Origin of the sequence: Curtobacterium sp. RIT-PI-V (genome assembly GCF_025642935.1) — a bacterium.
Taxonomy (GTDB): Bacteria; Actinomycetota; Actinomycetes; order Actinomycetales; family Microbacteriaceae; genus Curtobacterium.
The window spans coordinates 42,265-60,298 of record NZ_JANZKM010000025.1; the positions used below are offsets into that span (position 1 = coordinate 42,265).

11 protein-coding genes are annotated in these 18,034 nt (G+C 71.3%); 2 read left to right on the forward strand and 9 right to left on the reverse strand.

All coding sequences use genetic code 11. The annotated features are described in order from the left end of the window. Positions 1 to 51: 51 nt before the first annotated feature. Complete coding sequence (locus tag OGL88_RS14320; RefSeq protein ID WP_263091855.1) at positions 52 to 1,704, forward strand: DHA2 family efflux MFS transporter permease subunit; 1,653 nt, start codon at positions 52 to 54, stop codon at positions 1,702 to 1,704. 206 nt (positions 1,705 to 1,910) lie between these two features. Here the strand turns inward: OGL88_RS14320 and OGL88_RS18095 are convergent, their stop codons facing one another. The 6 genes from OGL88_RS18095 to OGL88_RS14350 are packed head-to-tail and all read right to left on the reverse strand — an operon-like array spanning position 1,911 to position 9,534. Then, the gene (locus OGL88_RS18095; protein ID WP_263091856.1) at positions 1,911 to 4,058 is read right to left on the reverse strand and encodes a glycoside hydrolase family 36 protein; all 2,148 of its coding nucleotides are present in this window, start codon (positions 4,056 to 4,058) and stop codon (positions 1,911 to 1,913) included. Then, on the reverse strand, positions 4,019 to 4,912 hold the full coding sequence (locus OGL88_RS14330; protein WP_240347248.1) for an ABC transporter ATP-binding protein: 894 nt from the start codon (positions 4,910 to 4,912) through the stop codon (positions 4,019 to 4,021). Before OGL88_RS14330 ends, OGL88_RS18095 begins: the two co-directional genes overlap by 40 nt. Then, complete coding sequence (locus OGL88_RS14335; protein WP_181437678.1) at positions 4,909 to 5,781, reverse strand: ABC transporter ATP-binding protein; 873 nt, start codon at positions 5,779 to 5,781, stop codon at positions 4,909 to 4,911. Before OGL88_RS14335 ends, OGL88_RS14330 begins: the two co-directional genes overlap by 4 nt. Then, on the reverse strand, positions 5,778 to 6,812 hold the full coding sequence (locus tag OGL88_RS14340; RefSeq protein WP_185094297.1) for an ABC transporter permease: 1,035 nt from the start codon (positions 6,810 to 6,812) through the stop codon (positions 5,778 to 5,780). The genes OGL88_RS14335 and OGL88_RS14340 overlap by 4 nt, the downstream gene beginning before the upstream one ends. 12 nt (positions 6,813 to 6,824) lie before the next feature. After that, entirely contained in the window at positions 6,825 to 7,814 is a 990-nt protein-coding gene (locus tag OGL88_RS14345) for an ABC transporter permease (RefSeq protein WP_111086984.1), read from the reverse strand. Positions 7,815 to 7,848: 34 nt separating this feature from the next. Further along, entirely contained in the window at positions 7,849 to 9,534 is a 1,686-nt protein-coding gene (locus OGL88_RS14350; RefSeq protein ID WP_263091858.1) for an ABC transporter substrate-binding protein, read from the reverse strand. Positions 9,535 to 9,651: 117 nt separating this feature from the next. Between OGL88_RS14350 and OGL88_RS14355 the strand changes: the two genes are divergently transcribed. Continuing rightward, positions 9,652 to 12,303: a glycoside hydrolase family 2 protein gene (locus OGL88_RS14355; protein ID WP_263091859.1), complete on the forward strand. Its 2,652-nt coding sequence runs from the start codon at positions 9,652 to 9,654 to the stop codon at positions 12,301 to 12,303. 240 nt (positions 12,304 to 12,543) lie between these two features. Here the strand turns inward: OGL88_RS14355 and OGL88_RS14360 are convergent, their stop codons facing one another. The 3 genes from OGL88_RS14360 to OGL88_RS14370 form a co-directional block, all read right to left on the reverse strand. Next, on the reverse strand, positions 12,544 to 14,706 hold the full coding sequence (locus OGL88_RS14360) for an alpha-galactosidase (RefSeq protein WP_263091860.1): 2,163 nt from the start codon (positions 14,704 to 14,706) through the stop codon (positions 12,544 to 12,546). Next, the gene (locus OGL88_RS14365) at positions 14,703 to 16,718 is read right to left on the reverse strand and encodes a beta-galactosidase (protein WP_263091861.1); all 2,016 of its coding nucleotides are present in this window, start codon (positions 16,716 to 16,718) and stop codon (positions 14,703 to 14,705) included. Before OGL88_RS14365 ends, OGL88_RS14360 begins: the two co-directional genes overlap by 4 nt. Positions 16,719 to 16,810: 92 nt before the next feature. Further along, the gene (locus OGL88_RS14370; protein WP_263091862.1) at positions 16,811 to 17,941 is read right to left on the reverse strand and encodes an ROK family transcriptional regulator; all 1,131 of its coding nucleotides are present in this window, start codon (positions 17,939 to 17,941) and stop codon (positions 16,811 to 16,813) included. Positions 17,942 to 18,034 lie beyond the last annotated feature (93 nt).

The following is an 18,034-nucleotide window of genomic DNA, read 5'->3' on the forward strand; positions in this document are numbered from 1 at the left end:
CGGGTGTACCGTCAGGTAGTCAGCATGCTGATCATCTGAGAGGACACGCACATGAGCGCCGCAGCCGCAGCTCCCACCACCACCCCGGACCGCCGTCGGTGGATCGGTCTGGTCGTGATCAGCCTGGCGGTCGCGCTCATCATCGTCGACTCCACGATCGTGAACGTGGCGATCCCGAGCATCGTCGCCGACCTCGACATCGGTTCGACGCTCGTGCAGTGGGTGCAGGAGAGCTACACGCTGGTCTTCGCCGCGCTGCTGCTCGTCTTCGGTGCCGTCGCGGACCGTTTCGGTCGCCGGCGCCTGCTGACCGTCGGCGTGATCCTCTTCGCGGTGGCGTCGGTCCTGGCTGCCCTGTCCCCGACGGGCGAACTGCTCGTGGCGTCCCGCGTGCTGCAGGGGGTCGGCGGCGCGATGGTCCTACCCACGACGCTGTCGATCCTCAACGCGACGTTCACCGGCCGGGAGCGCGGCATCGCCTTCGCGGTGTGGGGCTCCACGATCGGCGGGATGGTGGCGGTCGGTCCGCTGCTCGGCGGCTGGCTGACGACGGACTTCTCGTGGCGGTGGGCCTTCGGCATCAACGTCCCGATCGTGGCGGTCATCCTGGTCGGCCTCGCGGTCGCCGTGCGGGAGTCGCGCGACGCCGAGCACACCGGCCGCATCGACCTCGTCGGAGCCCTGCTGTCCGTGATCGCGAGCGCTGCGCTGGTCTTCGGGCTGATCGAGGGCCGCACCTACGGCTGGTGGACTCCGTCGTCGACACCGTTCACGATCGGCTCGTGGTCGTGGTCGTGGGACGGCCCGGTCTCGCCGATCCCCGTCGCGTTCGTGATCGCGATCGCTGCCGGGGTGGCCTTCGTCGTCCGCTCCCGGCGCCGGCAGCGTGCGGGCCGGTCGACGCTCATCGCCCTCGACCTGTTCGGCATCGGCTCGTTCCGGAACGGCTCGATCGCGGCGCTCATCGTGTCGCTCGGCGAGTTCGGCATCATCCTGTCGCTCCCCCTCTGGCTGCAGAACGTCCTCGGGTACTCGGCGCTGCAGACCGGCTTCGTGCTGCTGGCCCTGGCGATCGGGTCGTTCGTCGCGAGCGGGTTCGCGGCCACGATCGGACAGCGGATCGGGGCGCTGCGGATCGTACGGATGGGCATCGGCGCCGAGATCGTCGGGGTCGCCGCGATCGGGTTCGTCGTGACGTCGTCGACCCCGTGGTGGGCGATCGTCCCGTGCCTGTTCGTCTACGGCTTCGGCGTCGGGCTCGCGACGGCCCAGCTCACCGGCGTCGTGCTGCAGGACGTCCCCGTGGAGCGCAGCGGCGAGGCCTCCGGTGCCCAGAGCACCGCGCGCCAGATCGGTTCGGCACTCGGCATCGCGGTCCTCGGCACGGTGCTGTTCACCTCGACCGGCACCATCCTCGAGCACCGCCTGCAGGACGCCGGCGTCTCGACCGCCCAGTCCGAGCAGATCGCCGACACCGTCGTGCAGTCCTCGGGCGGAGCGATCGCCGGCCTCGAGGGACAGACCCGCGCCGACGCCGCCGAGGCGTTCTCCGACGGCACCCGCGCCGCCGCGTTCTCGGCCGCGGGCTTCCTGGTCATCGGCCTCGGTGCGACCCTGCGGCTCCGCGCCCCGCGCCACCCCGGCGACGACCCAGAAACCGACGCCGAAACCGACGCCGACGCCGATCACCAGACCCAGGCGTGACCGGGGGCCCCTTCCTGCACCACTGCTGACGGTTCTGGTTCACGATCCCCGAGGATCCTGAACCAGAACCGTCACCGGCCGGACGCGGACCCGCGTCCCCCGCGCCGTGGACGCGACCACCGACGGGACGGGAGGCACGGCGCCTGCCTGCACCGTGCCTCCCGACCGCTCCGACGTGCGCCCTGCCATCGCGACGCGCGCCCCGCTCAGTGCTCCGCGCCCGCCCCCTCCGGTCGGACGCGGAGCACCCGCGCTGTGGGGGTCGCCCCGCCGTTCGCGACCTCGAGCGAGCCCGAGGCGGCGTCCCACGCCACGGACCACGACCCGAGCGCCGTCGGAAACAGCGGCTCGACGACGACCGCCTGCCCGGCGAAGCCCGGCAGCGGCAACGACACCGACCCCGATGCACCGGGCAGCGACCACACCGACAAGTACAGATCGCCCGACCCCGCCCGCAAGCCGAGCGCGAGCCACGGGTCCTCCCAGGCCGGCAACCCGAGCGGCCACACCGGCACCGACGACTCGATGGCCTCGAGCACTGTCCGGTGGGCTTCGATCGCAGAACGCACGACCGCCCGCTGCGATGTGCTCATCGAGTTGAGGTAGCCCGACAGGTACATCCGCCCGAGCACCCCGTTCACGAGCGACAGCTCGAACAGGTCAGGCGACATCGACGGCGCCGGGTACGCCCAGTTCCCGGCCTGCTCGGGCAGCATCGCGGCGGGGGCAGCAGCGACGATCGAGGCCGACAGCACCGGGTCCTGCTGGTCCGAGGTCGACTGCATGTGCAACCGGGACAGCATCGCGGAGTCGGCGCGCATCGCTCCCGAGGCGCAGTTCTCGACGAGGAGCGCGGGGTACCGCTCCTGCACAGCATCGAGCCAGTCGAGGAGTGCGCGCTGGTGCTCGAGCATGCCGGGAAACGGCCCCGTCATCGTGTTGTAGTCCATCTTGAAGAAGCTGACCCCGAGCGACCCGACGAGTCGATCGACGACCGCGTCGAGGTGCGCCCGCGTGGCAGGTGACCGGAGGTCGAGCAGGTGCCGTCCGTGCTCGGCGACCCGCACACCGTGGTGGTGGACGAAGGCGTCGTCCGGCAGGGTCGCGGCCAGCGGCGAGTGGATGCCGATGACCTCGGGCTCGAGCCACAGCCCGGCCTGCATCCCCCGCGACCGGATGTGATCGATGACGAACCCGAGCCCGGTCGGGAACCGCGACGCGGCTTCCTCCCAGGCCCCGACGGTGTCCCACCAGTGCCCCTCGGCGTACCAGCCGGCATCGATGCAGAACAGGTCCGCTCCGGCGTCGGCAGCGGCGTCGATCAACGGCAGCAGCTTCTCGGTGGTCGGGTCGCCCATGAGCGTGTTCATGTAGTCGTTGAACACGAGCGGCAGGGCTCGATCGGCCTCGCGCACGTGCCGGAACGCCCGACGCTGCGCCGTGAGCACCTCGAACGCGCCACCGACCGAACCGGCGATCCCGACCGACACCGGCACGGACACGAACGGCTGCCCCGGAGCCACGACGGCCGTCCACTGGTGCTCCTGGTCGGTCGGCCCGCTCAGCAGCACGTACGCGTGGCGCCGGGTCTCGCCGAGCTCGTACAGCCACGGCCCGTTGTGCTCGACCTGCCAGACGAGCGCGTAGGGCGCAGCACCAGCGGATGCAGCAGGCGTCAGCACGCCGATCGGCAGCGCCTCGCCCGTCGACCACGATCCCCGGTTCTGCACGACGGCGCGGCTGCGGGGTGGGTGGTGCTGCACCTCGCGGTCGATCGCTGCGAGTCCGATCGACCGCAGCGGATCGGTCCGCCACCGACTCTCGGCCGCCCAGTCGTTGTCCGCGTGCACGAGGGCCAGGTCGTCGACGCCGACCCCGGAGTCGGTCAGGAACGCCCCGGTCGCGAACGACGACACGAAGTCCACGACGTGCTCGCCGTCATCGGCGGACGCCTCGGTCCACGTCTGGAAGCCCGGGACGTCGGCTCGCGCCCGGAACACCGATTCGACTTGGAGGCCCGTGGCCGCGTCCGCCTGCACGATCCGGAACCACGGATCGGCCGCGTCGTCGGACACACGCCACGACACGGGTCGCAGTCGCGCCGCGATGGTGGAGTCCACGTGCCGGTACCCGCCCGGGAACCGCCCGTGCCCGACGGTGGTCAGCTCGACCAGCGGCTGCGGATCTTCGGGTCCGTCGGCGAGCGCTCCACCGGCCGTCACGAACGACACGAGTGCCGCGGGCTGGTCGTCGCCGATCCGAAAGCGTGCCGCGAAACCGGGCGTGACCCAGTCGGCGAACGTCGGCCGCTCGCTCACCGTGCGCCGACCGGAGCGGGCTCGCTCGACACCCACGCCCCGACGCCGTGGTCGTAGCAGGTGGTGTTGTCGATCTTCGAGCGGTCGAGAGCGCTGCCCGAGGTCACCTTGCGGTCGATGCGCTCCGGGTCGGGGGCCGCCTCGGCGAGCAGCCGGGTGTAGTCGTGCTGCGGGTCGAGGATCACGGCGTCGGAGGGCCCGCGTTCGACGACCCGGCCGCGGTAGAGCACCAGGATCTCGTCGGAGAAGTGCCGTGCGGTCGCCAGGTCGTGCGTGATGTAGAGCACGGCGAGGTGGTCCTCGCGCTGCAGGCGGCCCATCAGGTTGAGCACGCTGAGCCGGATCGACACGTCGAGCATCGACACCGGTTCGTCGGCGATGAGCACCTGGGCGCCGGGGGCGAGTGCGCGGGCGATCGCGACGCGCTGCCGCTGTCCGCCGGAGAGCTCGTGCGGGCGGCGGCTCGCGAAGTCCTCGTCGAGGTTCACCCGGCCGAGCAGTTCCCGCACTTTCTCGGCGGTCTCGTCGGCGCCCCGGGCTCGGTGGTGCAGCTGGAGCGGCCGGGCGATGTGGTGCTCGATCGAGTGGAACGGGTTGAGCGACGCGAAGGGGTCCTGGAACACCATCTGCACGTGCCGGCGGTACATGCTGCCGACGACGGGGGTGCCGTCCTCGAGCTGCACGTCGATCGTGCCGCGGGTGGTGCTCTCGAGCTTGGCGAGCATCCGGGCGATGGTGGACTTGCCCGATCCGGACTCACCCACCAACGCCACGGTCTTCCCGGGCAGCAGCTCGAACGACACGTCGTCGACGGCGTGCAAGGTGGTGCGCTTCAGGCCCTTGCGGGTGTGGAAGTCCTTGCCGAGGTGGCTGACGGTCACGCTGGTCATCGGATCTCCTCGTGGACGGCGGCCGCGTGGTCGTCGACGCCGGAGCGGATGAACGCGCCGCGCTCCCCGGACAGGCTCGGGAACGACTGCAGCAGCTTCTGCGTGTACGGGTGCTTCGGGTCGTGCTGGATGACCGAGGCCCGGTCGCACTCGACGACCTCGCCGCGCAGCATGATCGCAATGCGGTCGCTGATCTCGAGCAGCAGCGGCAGGTCGTGCGTGATGAAGACCACGGCGAACCCGAGCTCGTCGCGCAGTCGGACGATCTCGCGCAGGATCTCGCGCTGCACCACGACGTCGAGCGCGGTGGTGGGCTCGTCCATGATCATGATCTGCGGTTCGAGCAGCATCGCCATCGCGATCATCACGCGCTGCCGCATGCCACCGGACAGCTCGTGCGGGTACGCGGTGATGCGGGACGGGTCGACACCGACGCGGCTCAGGGCGTCCTCGGCGATCGCGCGCCGTTCCTTGCGGCCCAGGTCGCGCCGGTGTTCCTTGAGGGCGTCGTCGAGCTGCGCCCGGATGGTGGTGACCGGGTTGAGGGCGTTCATCGCACCCTGGAACACCATCGACAGCTTCGACCAGCGCACGGCCCGCAGCTGCTCGTGCGGCAGCCCGAGCAGGTCGATGTCGGTGCCGTCGCGGTCGTGGAACGTGATGCTGCCCGAGGCGACCTTCGCCGGCGGTCGGTGCAGCCGGGTGATGGCGTATGCCAGGGTCGTCTTCCCGCAGCCGGACTCCCCCGCGAGCCCGAGGATCTCGCCGGGCGCCAGGGTGAGCGACACGTCCTTGACGGCGTGCACGGGGTGTTCGGTCTCGTAGACGACGTCGAGGTGGTCGATCGTCAGCACGGCTTCGGCACTCATCGGACGAACTCCTTCGTGGTGCGTGCGGACCGCGAGGCGCGGGCGGCCCGCTTGGCGCGACGTTCGCGCCGCCGCTGGGCACGCACGTTCGCCAGTCGTGGGTTGATGACCTCGTCGATCGAGAAGTTCACCAGGGACAGCCCCATGCCGAGCAGGGCGATGAGCAGGCCGGGCGGCACGAACCACCACCAGGCACCGTTCGCCAGCGCGAAGCCGTTCTGGGCGTAGAAGAGCATGGTGCCGAGCGTCGACGAGTTCGACGCCCCGAGGCCGAGGAACGACAACCCCGCTTCCCCGAGGATCGCGGCGATCACCGCGAACACGAACTGCGACGCCAGGACGGGCAGCAGGTTCGGCAGGATCTCGACGGCGATGACCCGCCAGGGTCGTTCGCCGGCGACCCGGGCGGCGGAGACGTAGTCGCGGTTCCGGATCGACATCGTCTGCGCCCGCAGGACCCGGGCGGACCCGGCCCACGAGGTGATCGCGAGGACGACGGCGATGGTCCACAGCCCGCGGGCCTCGCGCGGGACCAGGCCGGAGATGACGATGACGAGCGGCAGACCGGGGATGACGAGGAACACGTTCGAGAACAGCGAGAACGCCTCGTCCATGATCCCGCCCAGGTAGGCGCCGAGGATCCCGAAGAACGCCGACAGCACCGTGGCGAGCACGCCGACGATCAGCCCGATCTGCAGGCTGCCGCGGGTGGCGTAGGCGAGCTGCGCGAGCACGTCCTGCCCGGTCTGGGTCGTCCCGAGCAGGTTCTCGCCGCTCGGTCCCTGCAGTCCGGAGTCGCGGATGGTGGTCGGGTCACCGACGAGCAGCGGCCCGAGGACGCCGAACAACGTGACGCCGGCGACGAGGGCGATGCCCGTGACGAGCCACGGGGTCAGGGTCGGCAGGAAACGGCGGATGCCGCCCTTCGGTCGTGACGCTCGGGCCGTGGCGATGCTCCGCGTCGACCCGGCGTCGGCTTCCTCGGCGAGTGCGCCGATGGTGGGTTCGGTGTCCTGCTGGATGTTGGTCATGGCGTGTCCTCCCTAGCTCCGCGCCCGCGTCCGCGGGTCGATGAGCCCGTACAGCAGGTCGACGACGAGGTTCGCGCCGAGGACCGCCAGGGTGATGAACAGGAAGATCCCCTGCATGAGCGCGTAGTCGTTGTTGGTCACGGCGGACAGCAGCTTCGATCCGATGCCCGGGTACGAGAACACCTGCTCGGTGACGACGGAGCCGGACACGATGAACCCGAGGGAGATCGCGAACCCGGCAACCGAGGGCAGCACGGCGTTCCGGGCGGCGTAGTTCCGCAGGATCTTGCCGTCGGACAGCCCCTTGGCCTGGGCGGTGGTGATGTAGTCCTCGGACAGCGTCGACACCATCATGTTGCGCATGCCGAGCAGCCAGCCGCCGAGCGATGCGAGCACGATCGTCACCGCGGGCAGCACCCCGTACTGGATCGCCGAGGCGATGAAGTCCCAGTTGAACCCGGGGGTCAGGATGACGTCGTAGCCGCCCTGCGCCGGGAACAGGTGGATGCCGGTGGCGAAGAAGTACACCAGGATCAGCGCGAGCCAGAAGTACGGCACCGCGGCGAGCAGGGTGGTGGCTGGCACGAACGAGTCGAGCCAGGTGCCCGGACGCCAGCCGACGAAGGCGCCGAGGCCGACGCCGATGATGGCGGCCAGGATGGTGGCGATGCCGACCAGGGCGATGGTCCACGGCAGCGAGCTCGCGATGACCTCGGTGACGGGGGCCGGGAAGTAGCTGACGGACACCCCGAGGTCACCGCGGAACACGTTGACCAGGTAGTGGCCGTACTGGGAGATCAGCGGCTCCGAGGAATCGCCACCGAGGAGCAGCTCGTACGCCTGCCGTGTCGCCGGGGTCACCTGCCCGCCGCGCTGCTGGAGCTTGGCGAGCAGGATGTCCACCGGGTTCCCGGGCAGCAGCCGCGGGATGATGAAGTTCAGCGTCAGTGCCGCCCACAGCGCGACGATGTAGAAGCCGATCTTGCGCAGGAAGTAGGTCATCGTCGAGTGCTCCTCGGTCGCGATCCCATCGTGGTCAGCCCTTCGCCGGCTTCAGTGCCTTGAAGATCTCGGCGTTGTCCGGGCTCGCCCAGACGGCCGGGAAGGCGTAGAGGTCGTCCTTCGTGGGCCAGCCGGTGAACTTCGCCGCGTGGAACTCACTCGTCGTGCCGCCGGTCATCACCGGGATGTACGGCAGGTCCTCGACGATGTGCTGCTGGATCGTGTCGATCTCCGGCTGCGTCGCAGCGGTGTCGGACGGGTCGATCGTCGCGAGCTTCGTGATGGCCTTGTCCACGTCGGGGTTGCTGTACCGCGAGATGTTCATCGGGGCTGCTGCGCCGACCTTCGCGGTGTTCGCCGTCGTGAAGTAGTTGTTGTACAGGTAGTACGGGTTCGCCGTCGGGCCCTGGCCGAGCGAGTCGATCGCGAGTTCGAAGTTGCCCTTGGTCTTCTTGTCGGTCCACTCGTTCCACGACGACTGCTGCGCCTTGAGCTCGATGCCCGCGGCCTTGAGCTGCTGCGTCATGGTGTCGATCGCGGTGATGTAGTCGGTCCAGCCGGTGACGACCTCGACGGTCAGGGACAGCTTCTTGCCGTCCTTCGCGTAGATGCCGTCGGCGCCCTTCTTCCACCCGGCGCCCTCGAGCGACGACGCGGCGGCGGCCTTGTCGGCGGTCTCCGGCATCACGGCCGGCTCGATGTCCTTCGAGATCGTGTCCTTCTGCGTCGTGGTGAGCGCGAAGGTCGGCGAGATCTCGCTCGCGGTGTTCTCGAACGCCAGCGAGTTGAGCTGCTTGCGGTTGATCGCGTCGGCGATGGCGTGGCGCACGGCCGGGTCGGTCTGCGGGCCGGCGCAGCCGAGGTCGGTGTTCGCGCAGGTGAGCAGCGCCATCTGGTTCTGGCCGACGGTGATGCCGTCGTAGCCGTTGTAGTTGCCGGCGATGTCGTCCATGTTCGGCACCGGGCCGGTCTGCCAGTCGATCGAGCCCTGCTTGAGCGCGTCGGCGCCGGCGGTGTTGCCGGAGAGCGACAGGTAGCGGATGGTCTTCACGGCCGGGGCGCCGTCCCAGTACTTCTTGTTCGCCTCGAGGGTGAAGGCCTGCGCCTTGAAGGTGCCGAGCGTGTACGGACCGGTGCCGACGGGCTCGCGCACGACGTCGGTGGTCGGGTCGATGTCCTTCCACAGGTGCTCGGGCACGATCCAGGTCTTGCCGAGCAGGTTCGGGCCGAGCACGAACGACGGCTTGTCGAACGTCACGACGACCTTGGAGTCGCCGTCGGCCTTCGCGGTGCCGTCGTAGCCGATCGAGTTCAGGGCCTTCTGCTTCTTGAGCATGTCGAGCGTGAACACGACGTCCTTCGAGGTGAAGGGCTCGCCGTCGCTCCAGGTCGCCCCGTCGCGCAGGGTGATGGTGAGCTGCGTGCCGTCGGTGTTCCACTCGTACGACTTGCCGAGCAGCGGCTTCGGGTCGTTCGTGTTGACGTTGGTGATGAAGAACAGCGACTCGTAGATCGTGCCGACGCCGCCGATGTTCGACGGCGACCACGGGTTGAAGTTGATCTGGTAGTCGCCGGACTGTCCGGTGTAGGCGACCAGGGTCGAGGCGGCGTCGTCCTTCGTGCTGGCGTTGCCGCTCGCGCTGCAGCCGCTCAGCGCGAGGCCGGCGGCGAGGAGGACGGCGGCGCCGATGGCGAGCCGTGAACGGGTTGGGTTGAACATCGTTGTCCTCTCGGTCTGCGTCGTCGCAGGATCCACGTTGTGAGCGTGATTGTTACACGCGTAAACTAAGGCGGTCAAGGGGTCGGGTCACGGCCCCGTCACGATTGAGGAGACGCGATGGAGCGGACCACCCTGGACGGCACGTGGACGGTCGAGGCGGTGCACGGCCCGGCGCAGGCCGATGCACACCGGGAGCCGGTCGCCGCGATCGTCCCCGGCTGCGTGCACACCGACCTGCTGCGGGCGGGCCGGATCCCCGACCCGTTCGACGGCGACAACGAGGCCGCGACCCAGTGGATCGGCGACACGGTGTGGCGGTACCGACGCACCTTCGCATGGTCCGGCACGAGCACGGAGGACCGCCACGACCTGGTCGCCAAGGGTCTGGACACCCTCGCGACGATCGAGCTGAACGGCATCGTCGTTGCCACCACCGCGAACCAGCACCGCGCGTACCGGTTCCCCGTCGGGCACCTGCTGCGCCCGGGCACGAACGAGCTCGTGATCACCTTCGACGCACCGGTGCCCGCGGCCGAGCGGCTGTCCGCCCTGCACGGCGGCGAACTGCCCCACGTCAACCACCACCCGTACAACGCGCTCCGCAAGAACGCGTCGAACTTCGGCTGGGACTGGGGCATCGACGTCGCCACGAGCGGCATCTGGAAGTCGATCGGCATCGAGTCGTGGAGCGGCGCCCGCATCGCCGCCGTCCGCCCGCTCGTCGACGTGGACCGCACCACCGGCGTGCTCACCGCGCACGTCGACGTCGAGTTCGCCGGCTCCTCCGGCGCATTCTCGCAGGCCATCGGCAGCGCGCCCGTCGCGTCCGCAGGTGGTGACGCGGGTGCCGGACTGGAGGCCCGGATCACCCTGGCCCCGCACCACGCGTCCGCATCGCACCCCGGTTCCGACACCGTGCCTCCCGTCCGTCCCGCCGACACCGCGGCCCCCGCCGACTCGGTCGTCCGCCCCGCCGACACCGCGGCCCCCGCCGGCCGGGTCGTCGGCGCGCGCCCCGTCGTGACCAGCCCGGACCGCACAACCGGCTCCGCCGTCGTGCGGCTCGAGGTCCCCGACGTCGCCGTCTGGTGGCCGCGCGGCGAGGGCGAGCAGCCGTTGTACGACGTCCGGGTCGAGGTCGGCGACGACGTCTGGACGGGCCGCGTCGGATTCCGCACCGTGACGCTCGACACCGCGGCCGACGCCGACGGAGCGCCCTTCCTGCTCCGGGTGAACGACCGGCCCGTCATCGTCCGGGGCGCGAACTGGATCCCCGACCACGCGTACCTGACCGAGATGACGTCCGAGCGCTACGCCGACCGGATCGACGACGCGATCGAGGCGAACGTCAACCTGCTCCGCATCTGGGGCGGTGGGATCTACGAGTCCGACGACCTGTACGACCGCTGCGACGAGCTCGGGGTGCTCGTCTGGCAGGACTTCCTGTTCGCCTGCGCCGCCTACGCCGAGGAGCCCTGGCTGGCCGACGAGGTCGAGCCCGAGGTCCGCGAAGCCGTCACCCGCCTGAGCCCGCACCCGTCGCTCGTGGTGTGGAACGGCAACAACGAGAACCTCGTCGCGTACGCCGAGTGGGGCTGGCGGCCGTCGCTCGTCGGCCGGACCTGGGGCAACGGCTACTACCGCTCGCTGCTGCCCTCGATCGTCGCCGAGCTCGACCCGACCCGTCCGTACACGCCGGGCAGCCCGTTCTCGTTCGACGAGTACCTGACGCCGAACGACGAGCGGAACGGCAGCGTGCACATCTGGGACGTCTGGAACCGGCTCGACTACCGCGCCTACGCCGACTGGAACCCGCGGTTCGTGGCGGAGTTCGGGTTCCAGGGCCCGCCCGCCTGGTCGACCCTCACCGCGGTGGTGCACGACGAGCCGCTCGACCCCGACGGCCACGAGATGCTCGTGCACCAGAAGGCCGACCAGGGCAACCGGAAGCTCGCCGACGGCATGCGTGGGCACCTGCCGACGCCGACCGGCATCGAGGACTGGCACTTCGCGTCACAGCTCAACCAGGCGCACGCGATCCGCTTCGGCATGGAGTGGTTCCGGTCCCGCACGCCCGACAACACCGGGATGATCGTCTGGCAGCTCAACGACGACTGGCCCGTGGTGTCCTGGGCGCTGGTCGACCACGCGGGCATCCGGAAGCCGGTCTGGTACGCGGTGCGGCAGGCCTACCAGCCGGTGCTGCTGACCGTGCAGCCGTCTGCGGTCGGGACTGCGGGCGCCACCGGGGCTGCTGGCGGGCTCGACGTCGTGCTCGTGAACGCGTCCGGGGCGCCGGTGGCCGACGAGGTCACGGTCGCCCGCGTCGCGTTCGACGGCACGGTGCTCGACTCGTCGTCGTTCGCGCTCGCCGCCGGACCCGCCGATGCCGATCGGGTCACGCTGCCGGCCTCACTCGCGGTGCCCGGGGACGCCGGATCCGAGGTGCTCGTCGTCACCGGAGCAGGAACCCGCACGGTGTTCGACTTCGCCGAGGTCGTCGACCAGGTGCTCGCCCGCACACCGCTGTCCACGTCGGTCACGGGGACGGACGACGGGGCGGTCGTCACGGTGACGGCGACGTCCTACGCGCGGGACGTCTCGCTGTTCCCGGACCGCGTGGACCCCGCCGCTCGGGTCGACGACGGGCTGGTGTCCCTGCTGGCTGGCGAGTGGGTGACGTTCACGGTGACGGGTGCGCCGGGCATCGACCCCGAGGCACTCGTCGGCCCGCTCGTCCTCCGCCACGCGGGCTCGCTCCTCCCCTGACGCGGGCGCCCGCTCGCCGACCGTGCTGTCGGCGAGCGGGCCATCCGCGAGCGGGCGAAATGCCCGGGTTCCCACGCCGAGCACCCGGATGTATCGCCCGCGCGGCATGCACGGACCGCGAGCGGGCGAAATGCCCGGGTTCCCACGTCAGGCACCCGGGTATTTCGCCCGCTCGGCTGGGCCACGCCTGCACCACCGCGGCGGCCAGCGACGACGGCCGACGGCGGCCGGCAGGGCGGGTCAGTCGAGGGCGTGCAGCTCGAACACGATCGCGGTCGCCGGGGCCAGCAGCGGCAGCCGCGCCCCGACGTCCTCGAGCACTGCGCCCGACAGCTCCAGGTACCCGCGCACGAGCCACGCCGGCGGCACCATGTCGAGTCCGTGCGGCACCCGCAGCCCCGTGACGGGGGCGAGCCGGTAGCGCCGCGCGCGGTCGAGCCCCCGCATCCGGAGCGGCACCGGCAGCGACTGCGGCCCGGTCTCGGTCCGTGCGATCCGCACCAGCGCCCGCGACCGGTCGACGGCCACGACCGAGGTCGCCACGAGCCCGGGGTCGCCGAGCTCCAGGTGCCGCAGTCGCCCGGTGTGCAGCAGCCCGCGCTCCCGCTTGTACAACGCCGTCCACGCCCGCAGCCGGTCGAGCTCCGCGGGCGCCAGTCGGGTGACGTCGGTCTCGATGCCAGCGGAGCCGAACAACGACACCGCCATCCGGAAGTCCAGGTCCAGGTGCCGGCCGGTGGTGTGCGAGACCTCGGGGCCGACGTGCGAGCCGATCAGCTCGAGCGGCAGCAGTGCCTCGGTCCAGCGCTGGATCGGCAGGCGTTCGAACGCGTCGTTCGAGTCCGACGGCCACACCCGGTCGGTGCGCTCCAGCACGCCGAGGTCCACCCGGGCGCCGCCGCTCGCGCACGCCTCGATCTCGAGCCACGGGTGCCGGGCGCGCAGGGCGTCCATCAGCGTCCAGACCCCGCGGGTGTGCGCGTCGATGCCGGCACGTCCGGCGTGGACCGCGTGCACGATGTCGCGGTTCTGGTCCCACTTCACGAAGTCGACGTGGTGCGCCCCGATGACGGCGGACATCGCCTCGAGCACGTACGCCCGCGCGAGTGGGTTCGCCATGTCGAGCACGTACTGGTTCCGCCAGGTGCGGACGTCGTCCTCGGGGCGCTGCAACAACCACTCGGGGTGCGCGGCCGCAAGCTCGGACACCGGACTCACCATCTCGGGCTCGAACCACAGCCCGAACTCCATGCCGAGTCCGCGGACCCGGTCGACGAGCGGCCCGAGGCCGTCCGGCCACACCGTCGGGTCGACGCGCCAGTCCCCCAGCGACGTCGAGTCCGAGCGCCGTCCGAGGAACCAGCCGTCGTCGAGCACGAACCGCTCGACGCCGATGTCCGCGGCGGTCTCGGCCAGTGCGACCAGGGGCGCGAGGCCCTGCTCGTAGTAGACGGCCTCCCACGTGTTGAGCACCACCGGCCGGGGGCGCTTCGGGTGGCCGGGACGGCTGCGGAGCGAGTCGTGCAGCCGGTCGGACAGTCCGTCCAACCCGGCGTCGCTCCAGACGAAGACGGCGTCGGGCGCCGCGAAGGACTCTCCCTGCCCGAGGACGACCTCGCCGGCGCGCAGGAGTTCCCCGGCGCCGAGCAGCGGTCGCGCTTCGGCGAGCAGGTCGTACCGGTGCACCGAGTCCGCGCTCCAGGCCAGGTGCACGCCCCACAGCTCACCCTGGGCGTCCGAGAAGCCGGGTGTGCCGAGCACGAGCAGCGTCGGAGCGTCGTGGCCGGTGCGACCGCGGCGGCTCTCCCGCGCGTGGCTGCCGGCGGTCAGGGTCCGGCGCTGCGGGGTGCGCTCCCGGGTCCAGCGTCCGGCCAGGTCGAGCACCTCGCCGACCCGTTCGCCCACGGGCAGCGTCGCCTCGAGTGCCTGCAGGTGCACGGGCACGGCGGCGCCGTTCGTCACCGTGTGCCCGACGCGCAGCACCCCCGCGGCGTCGAGCCGGAAGGTGCTCCGCAGCAGCAGTTCGTCGGACACCGCGGTCACGACCAGCACACCCGGCTCCGCGGTCACCGCGACGTCGCGCCACCGCGGCACGAGCGGCAGCCCGTCGACGTGCCCGGCGATCGCGGGTCGTCCCTCCCACCCGTCGCGTTCGGTCGGCAGCACGGTCAGTGGCCAGGCCGCGTCGAGGGCGCTCGGCCCGAGCGGCCGTCCGAGCGCGAGCAGCAGTTCGGCGCCGTCGCCGACCGTGACGGGTCCGACGTCGCGGCCCCAGTGCAGCACCTCGGGCAGCCCGTCGTCGGCGGTCGCCAGCACGAGCGACACCCCGCCGCCGCGCAGGACCTGCACCTGCCGTCCGTCGAGTGCGCGCGCCGGCGCCGGTTCGCGGTCCACGACGGTCACGACGCACGCTCCTCGCGCAGGACGCGGACACGACCGGCGGGCACGACCGTCTCCGGCCCGTGGCCGGAGCCGTCGAGCAGGTCCGTACCGGACGCGACGACCGTCACGTCGTCCGCGCGGTGGTTGACGAGGAACAGGAACACGGATCCGTCGTCGTGGACGCGGCGCACCGCCTCCAGGCCGGGAGGCGCGGTGACCGTCCGCGGGAGCGCGCGCTCCTCGATGACCCGGTCCACGAGCCGCTGGGTGCTCTGGGCAGGCAGCATCGCGGACACGTACCAGGCGCCGCCGCCGACGGCGCGGCGGGTGACCGCTGCGCGGTCCGCGAGCGGCCCGTCCGTGTACCGGAGCACGACGTCGGCGTCGTCGACCACGACGGCCTCGGCCCAGTCGGTGACGGTGCCGCCGTCGTCGAGCGTGCGGGTCTCGTCGCGCTGCAGCGGGGTGAACTCCTCGCTCCAGGCGCCGAGCACCTGCCGGAACGCGCCCGGGTAGCCGCCGGTGCGGATGCGGGCGGTCTCGTCGGCGACGCCGGACAGGTAGGTCACGATCAGGGTCGCGCCGCGGTCGACCACTGCGGCGATCCGTGCGGCGGTGGCGTCCTCGACGACCAGCATCGTGGGGACGACCACCACGTCGTAGCCGTCGAGGTCGGCGTCCGAGGGCACGACGTCGGTGAGCACCTGCCGGTCGTGGAACGCGGCGTACCAGGTACGGAGCTCCCGCGAGTACCGCAGTGCCCGGTGCGGCTTCAGCCCGGACTGCAGCGCCCAGCCGGACGGCTCGTCGACGACGATCGCGACCCGGGCCGGTTCGACGCGGCTGCCCTGCACGGGAGCGAGGTCGCGGAGTGCCCGGCCGAGCGCGACGACCTCGCGCCAGATCCGGGTGCGGGTGCCGGCGTGCGGGACCATCGCGGAGTGGAACTGCTCGGCCCCTGCGGTGGAGGCCCGCCACTGGAAGAACAGTGCGCCGTCGGACCCGCGGGCGACGTGCACGAGCGAGTTCCGCAGGATCTCGCCCGGTTCCTTCGCCCGGTTGCGCTGCTGCCAGCTCGGGCCGCCCGTCGAGTGCTCCATGAGCAGCCACGGGGTGCGGTCGGCGGTGATGCCGCGCATACGGTCCGCAGCGAGGGCGAGGTCCTGCTCGCGGTGCGGGTCGTCGACGAGCGTGTAGTGGTCGTTCGCCGGGATCGCGACGTGCTTCGCCCACGCGGCGTAGTCGACGACCTGCGATCCCGCACCGACCATGAAGTTCGTCGTGACGGGGACGTCCGAGTGCCGCTCGATGACGGCCTTCTCGGCGTCGAAGTGCCGGAGCAGGGCGTCGGACGAGTACCGCTCGAAGTCCAGGAAGAGGCCGGGGTTCGGTGCGCCGCCGACTCCGCGCGGGGGTGAGACCTCGTCGAAGGACGTGTAGGTGTGCCCCCAGAACGCCGTTCCCCATGCGGCGTTCGCGGTGTCGACGTCCCCGTACCGGTCGGTGAGCCAGCGCCGGAAGTCCGCTGCCGACTCCTCGCAGTAGCAGCGGCCGTTCCCGCCACCGAGCTCGTTGCTCACGTGCCACAGCCGCACCGCGGGGTGGTGACCGTAGCGTTCGGCCAGGGCACCGACGATCCGCAGGGCGTGCTCGCGGAAGACCATCGACGCCGCACACCACCCGAGGCGTCCGCCCGGACGCTCCCGGCGCTCCGTGGCGTCCACCGGCAGCACCTCGGGGTGGGCGGTCAGCAGCCAGTTCGGCGGGGCGGCGGTCGGCGTCGCGAGGTCCACCGCGATGCCGTTGTCGTGCAGCAGGGCGACGACGTCGTCCAGCCAGTCGAAGGTGTACTCCCCCGGCGACCGCTCGAGCAGCGCCCACGAGAAGACCCCGATCGTGACCAGGTTCACCCCGGCCTCGCGCATCAGGCGGACGTCCTCGAGCCAGACCTCGCGCGGCCACTGTTCAGGGCTGTAGTCGCCGCCGAACGACAGGCCGTCGGTCGGCCACGGGACGGTGGGGGCAGCGGTCACGGCATCTCCTTCGATGGGTGGACCGCACCAGCCTCCCGTCTCCGGCAGTGTTTGTCAACGTGTGTAACTAACGCGCTGCCAGTGGTGCCGCATCAGGTCTCGAGCAGCTGCCGGATCGCGAGGACCGCCCCCGCTCGCGCCCACTCCGAGAACTCGAACGGCTGCACCTCGACGGTCACCGGCTGCCGGTACGGCGCCAGGGCCGCGCGGAGCGACTCGTCCACCGTCGTCCGCGCCAGGTCGTACACCGGCAGCCCGTCGCCGGTCAGGACGATCGCGGCAGGGTCGGCGATGTGCACCGCGGTGGCCAAGACGACACCGAGTGCTCGTCCGGCGTCCTCGAACGCCGCCACGGCCTGCTCGTCACCGTTCCGCGCGAGCTCGACGACCTGCTCGTACGACGATCCCTCGCGCCCGGCGTTCCGCACGATCACCGGACTCGGCAGGTAGCTCGAGGCACACCCCGCGTGCCCGATGCCGCAGTCGGGCCCACCACCGAGGACCGGAAGGTGCCCGATCCGACCGAGTCGCCCGTGCTCGCCGGTGGAGACCTGCCCGTTCACGATGAGCCCGAGCCCGAGCCCCTCACCCACGGTGACCAGGGCCATGGACCCGCGGCCGGCGCCGGCACCGAACCAGTGCTCCTTGACGGTCAGGGCGTGGACGTCGTTCGCCGTGAAGGCTGCGAGCCCGGTTCGCTCCCGGACCATCCGCGCGAACGGGACGTCGGTCCAGCCGAGGAACGGCGACGACGCCACGACGGCCTCGCCGCTGCGGGTGAGGACGTCACCGGGCAGGGAGACCCCCACGGCACAGATCGCGGGGTGCGCGGCACGGAGGCGCTCGTGCACGGCGCTGATCTGGTCGGCGAGGTCGTCCGGGACGGTCGACGGGACGGCCTCCTCGTGCAGCGCGAGGACCCGTCCACCCAGGTCGGTCACCGCGGCGTACAGGCGCTCCCGGGTCAGCTTGACGCCGAGGAACTCCCACTGCCCCGAACTCGACTGCAGCAGCTCCGACGGACGACCGGTGGCCCCACGAACGTCGGTGCCGACCTCGACGACGAGCCGGTGTGCCACGAGGATCCGCATCGCCCGGGTCAGGCTCGCCCGCGACAGCCCGAGTGACCGAGCGATCTCCGCTCGCGAAAGCGTGCCGTGGATGAGGATCTCCCGCAGTGCCAAGCGGGAACCCTCGGGCAGTGCCGGCCAGGCTTCGGTCATCGTTCCTCCGTCGTCGGCTGATCCTACGGCCTGCCCGGAAACGCAGAAAACCCCTGACCAGTGCTGGTCAGGGGTTCCCTGGTGTTACTAAGG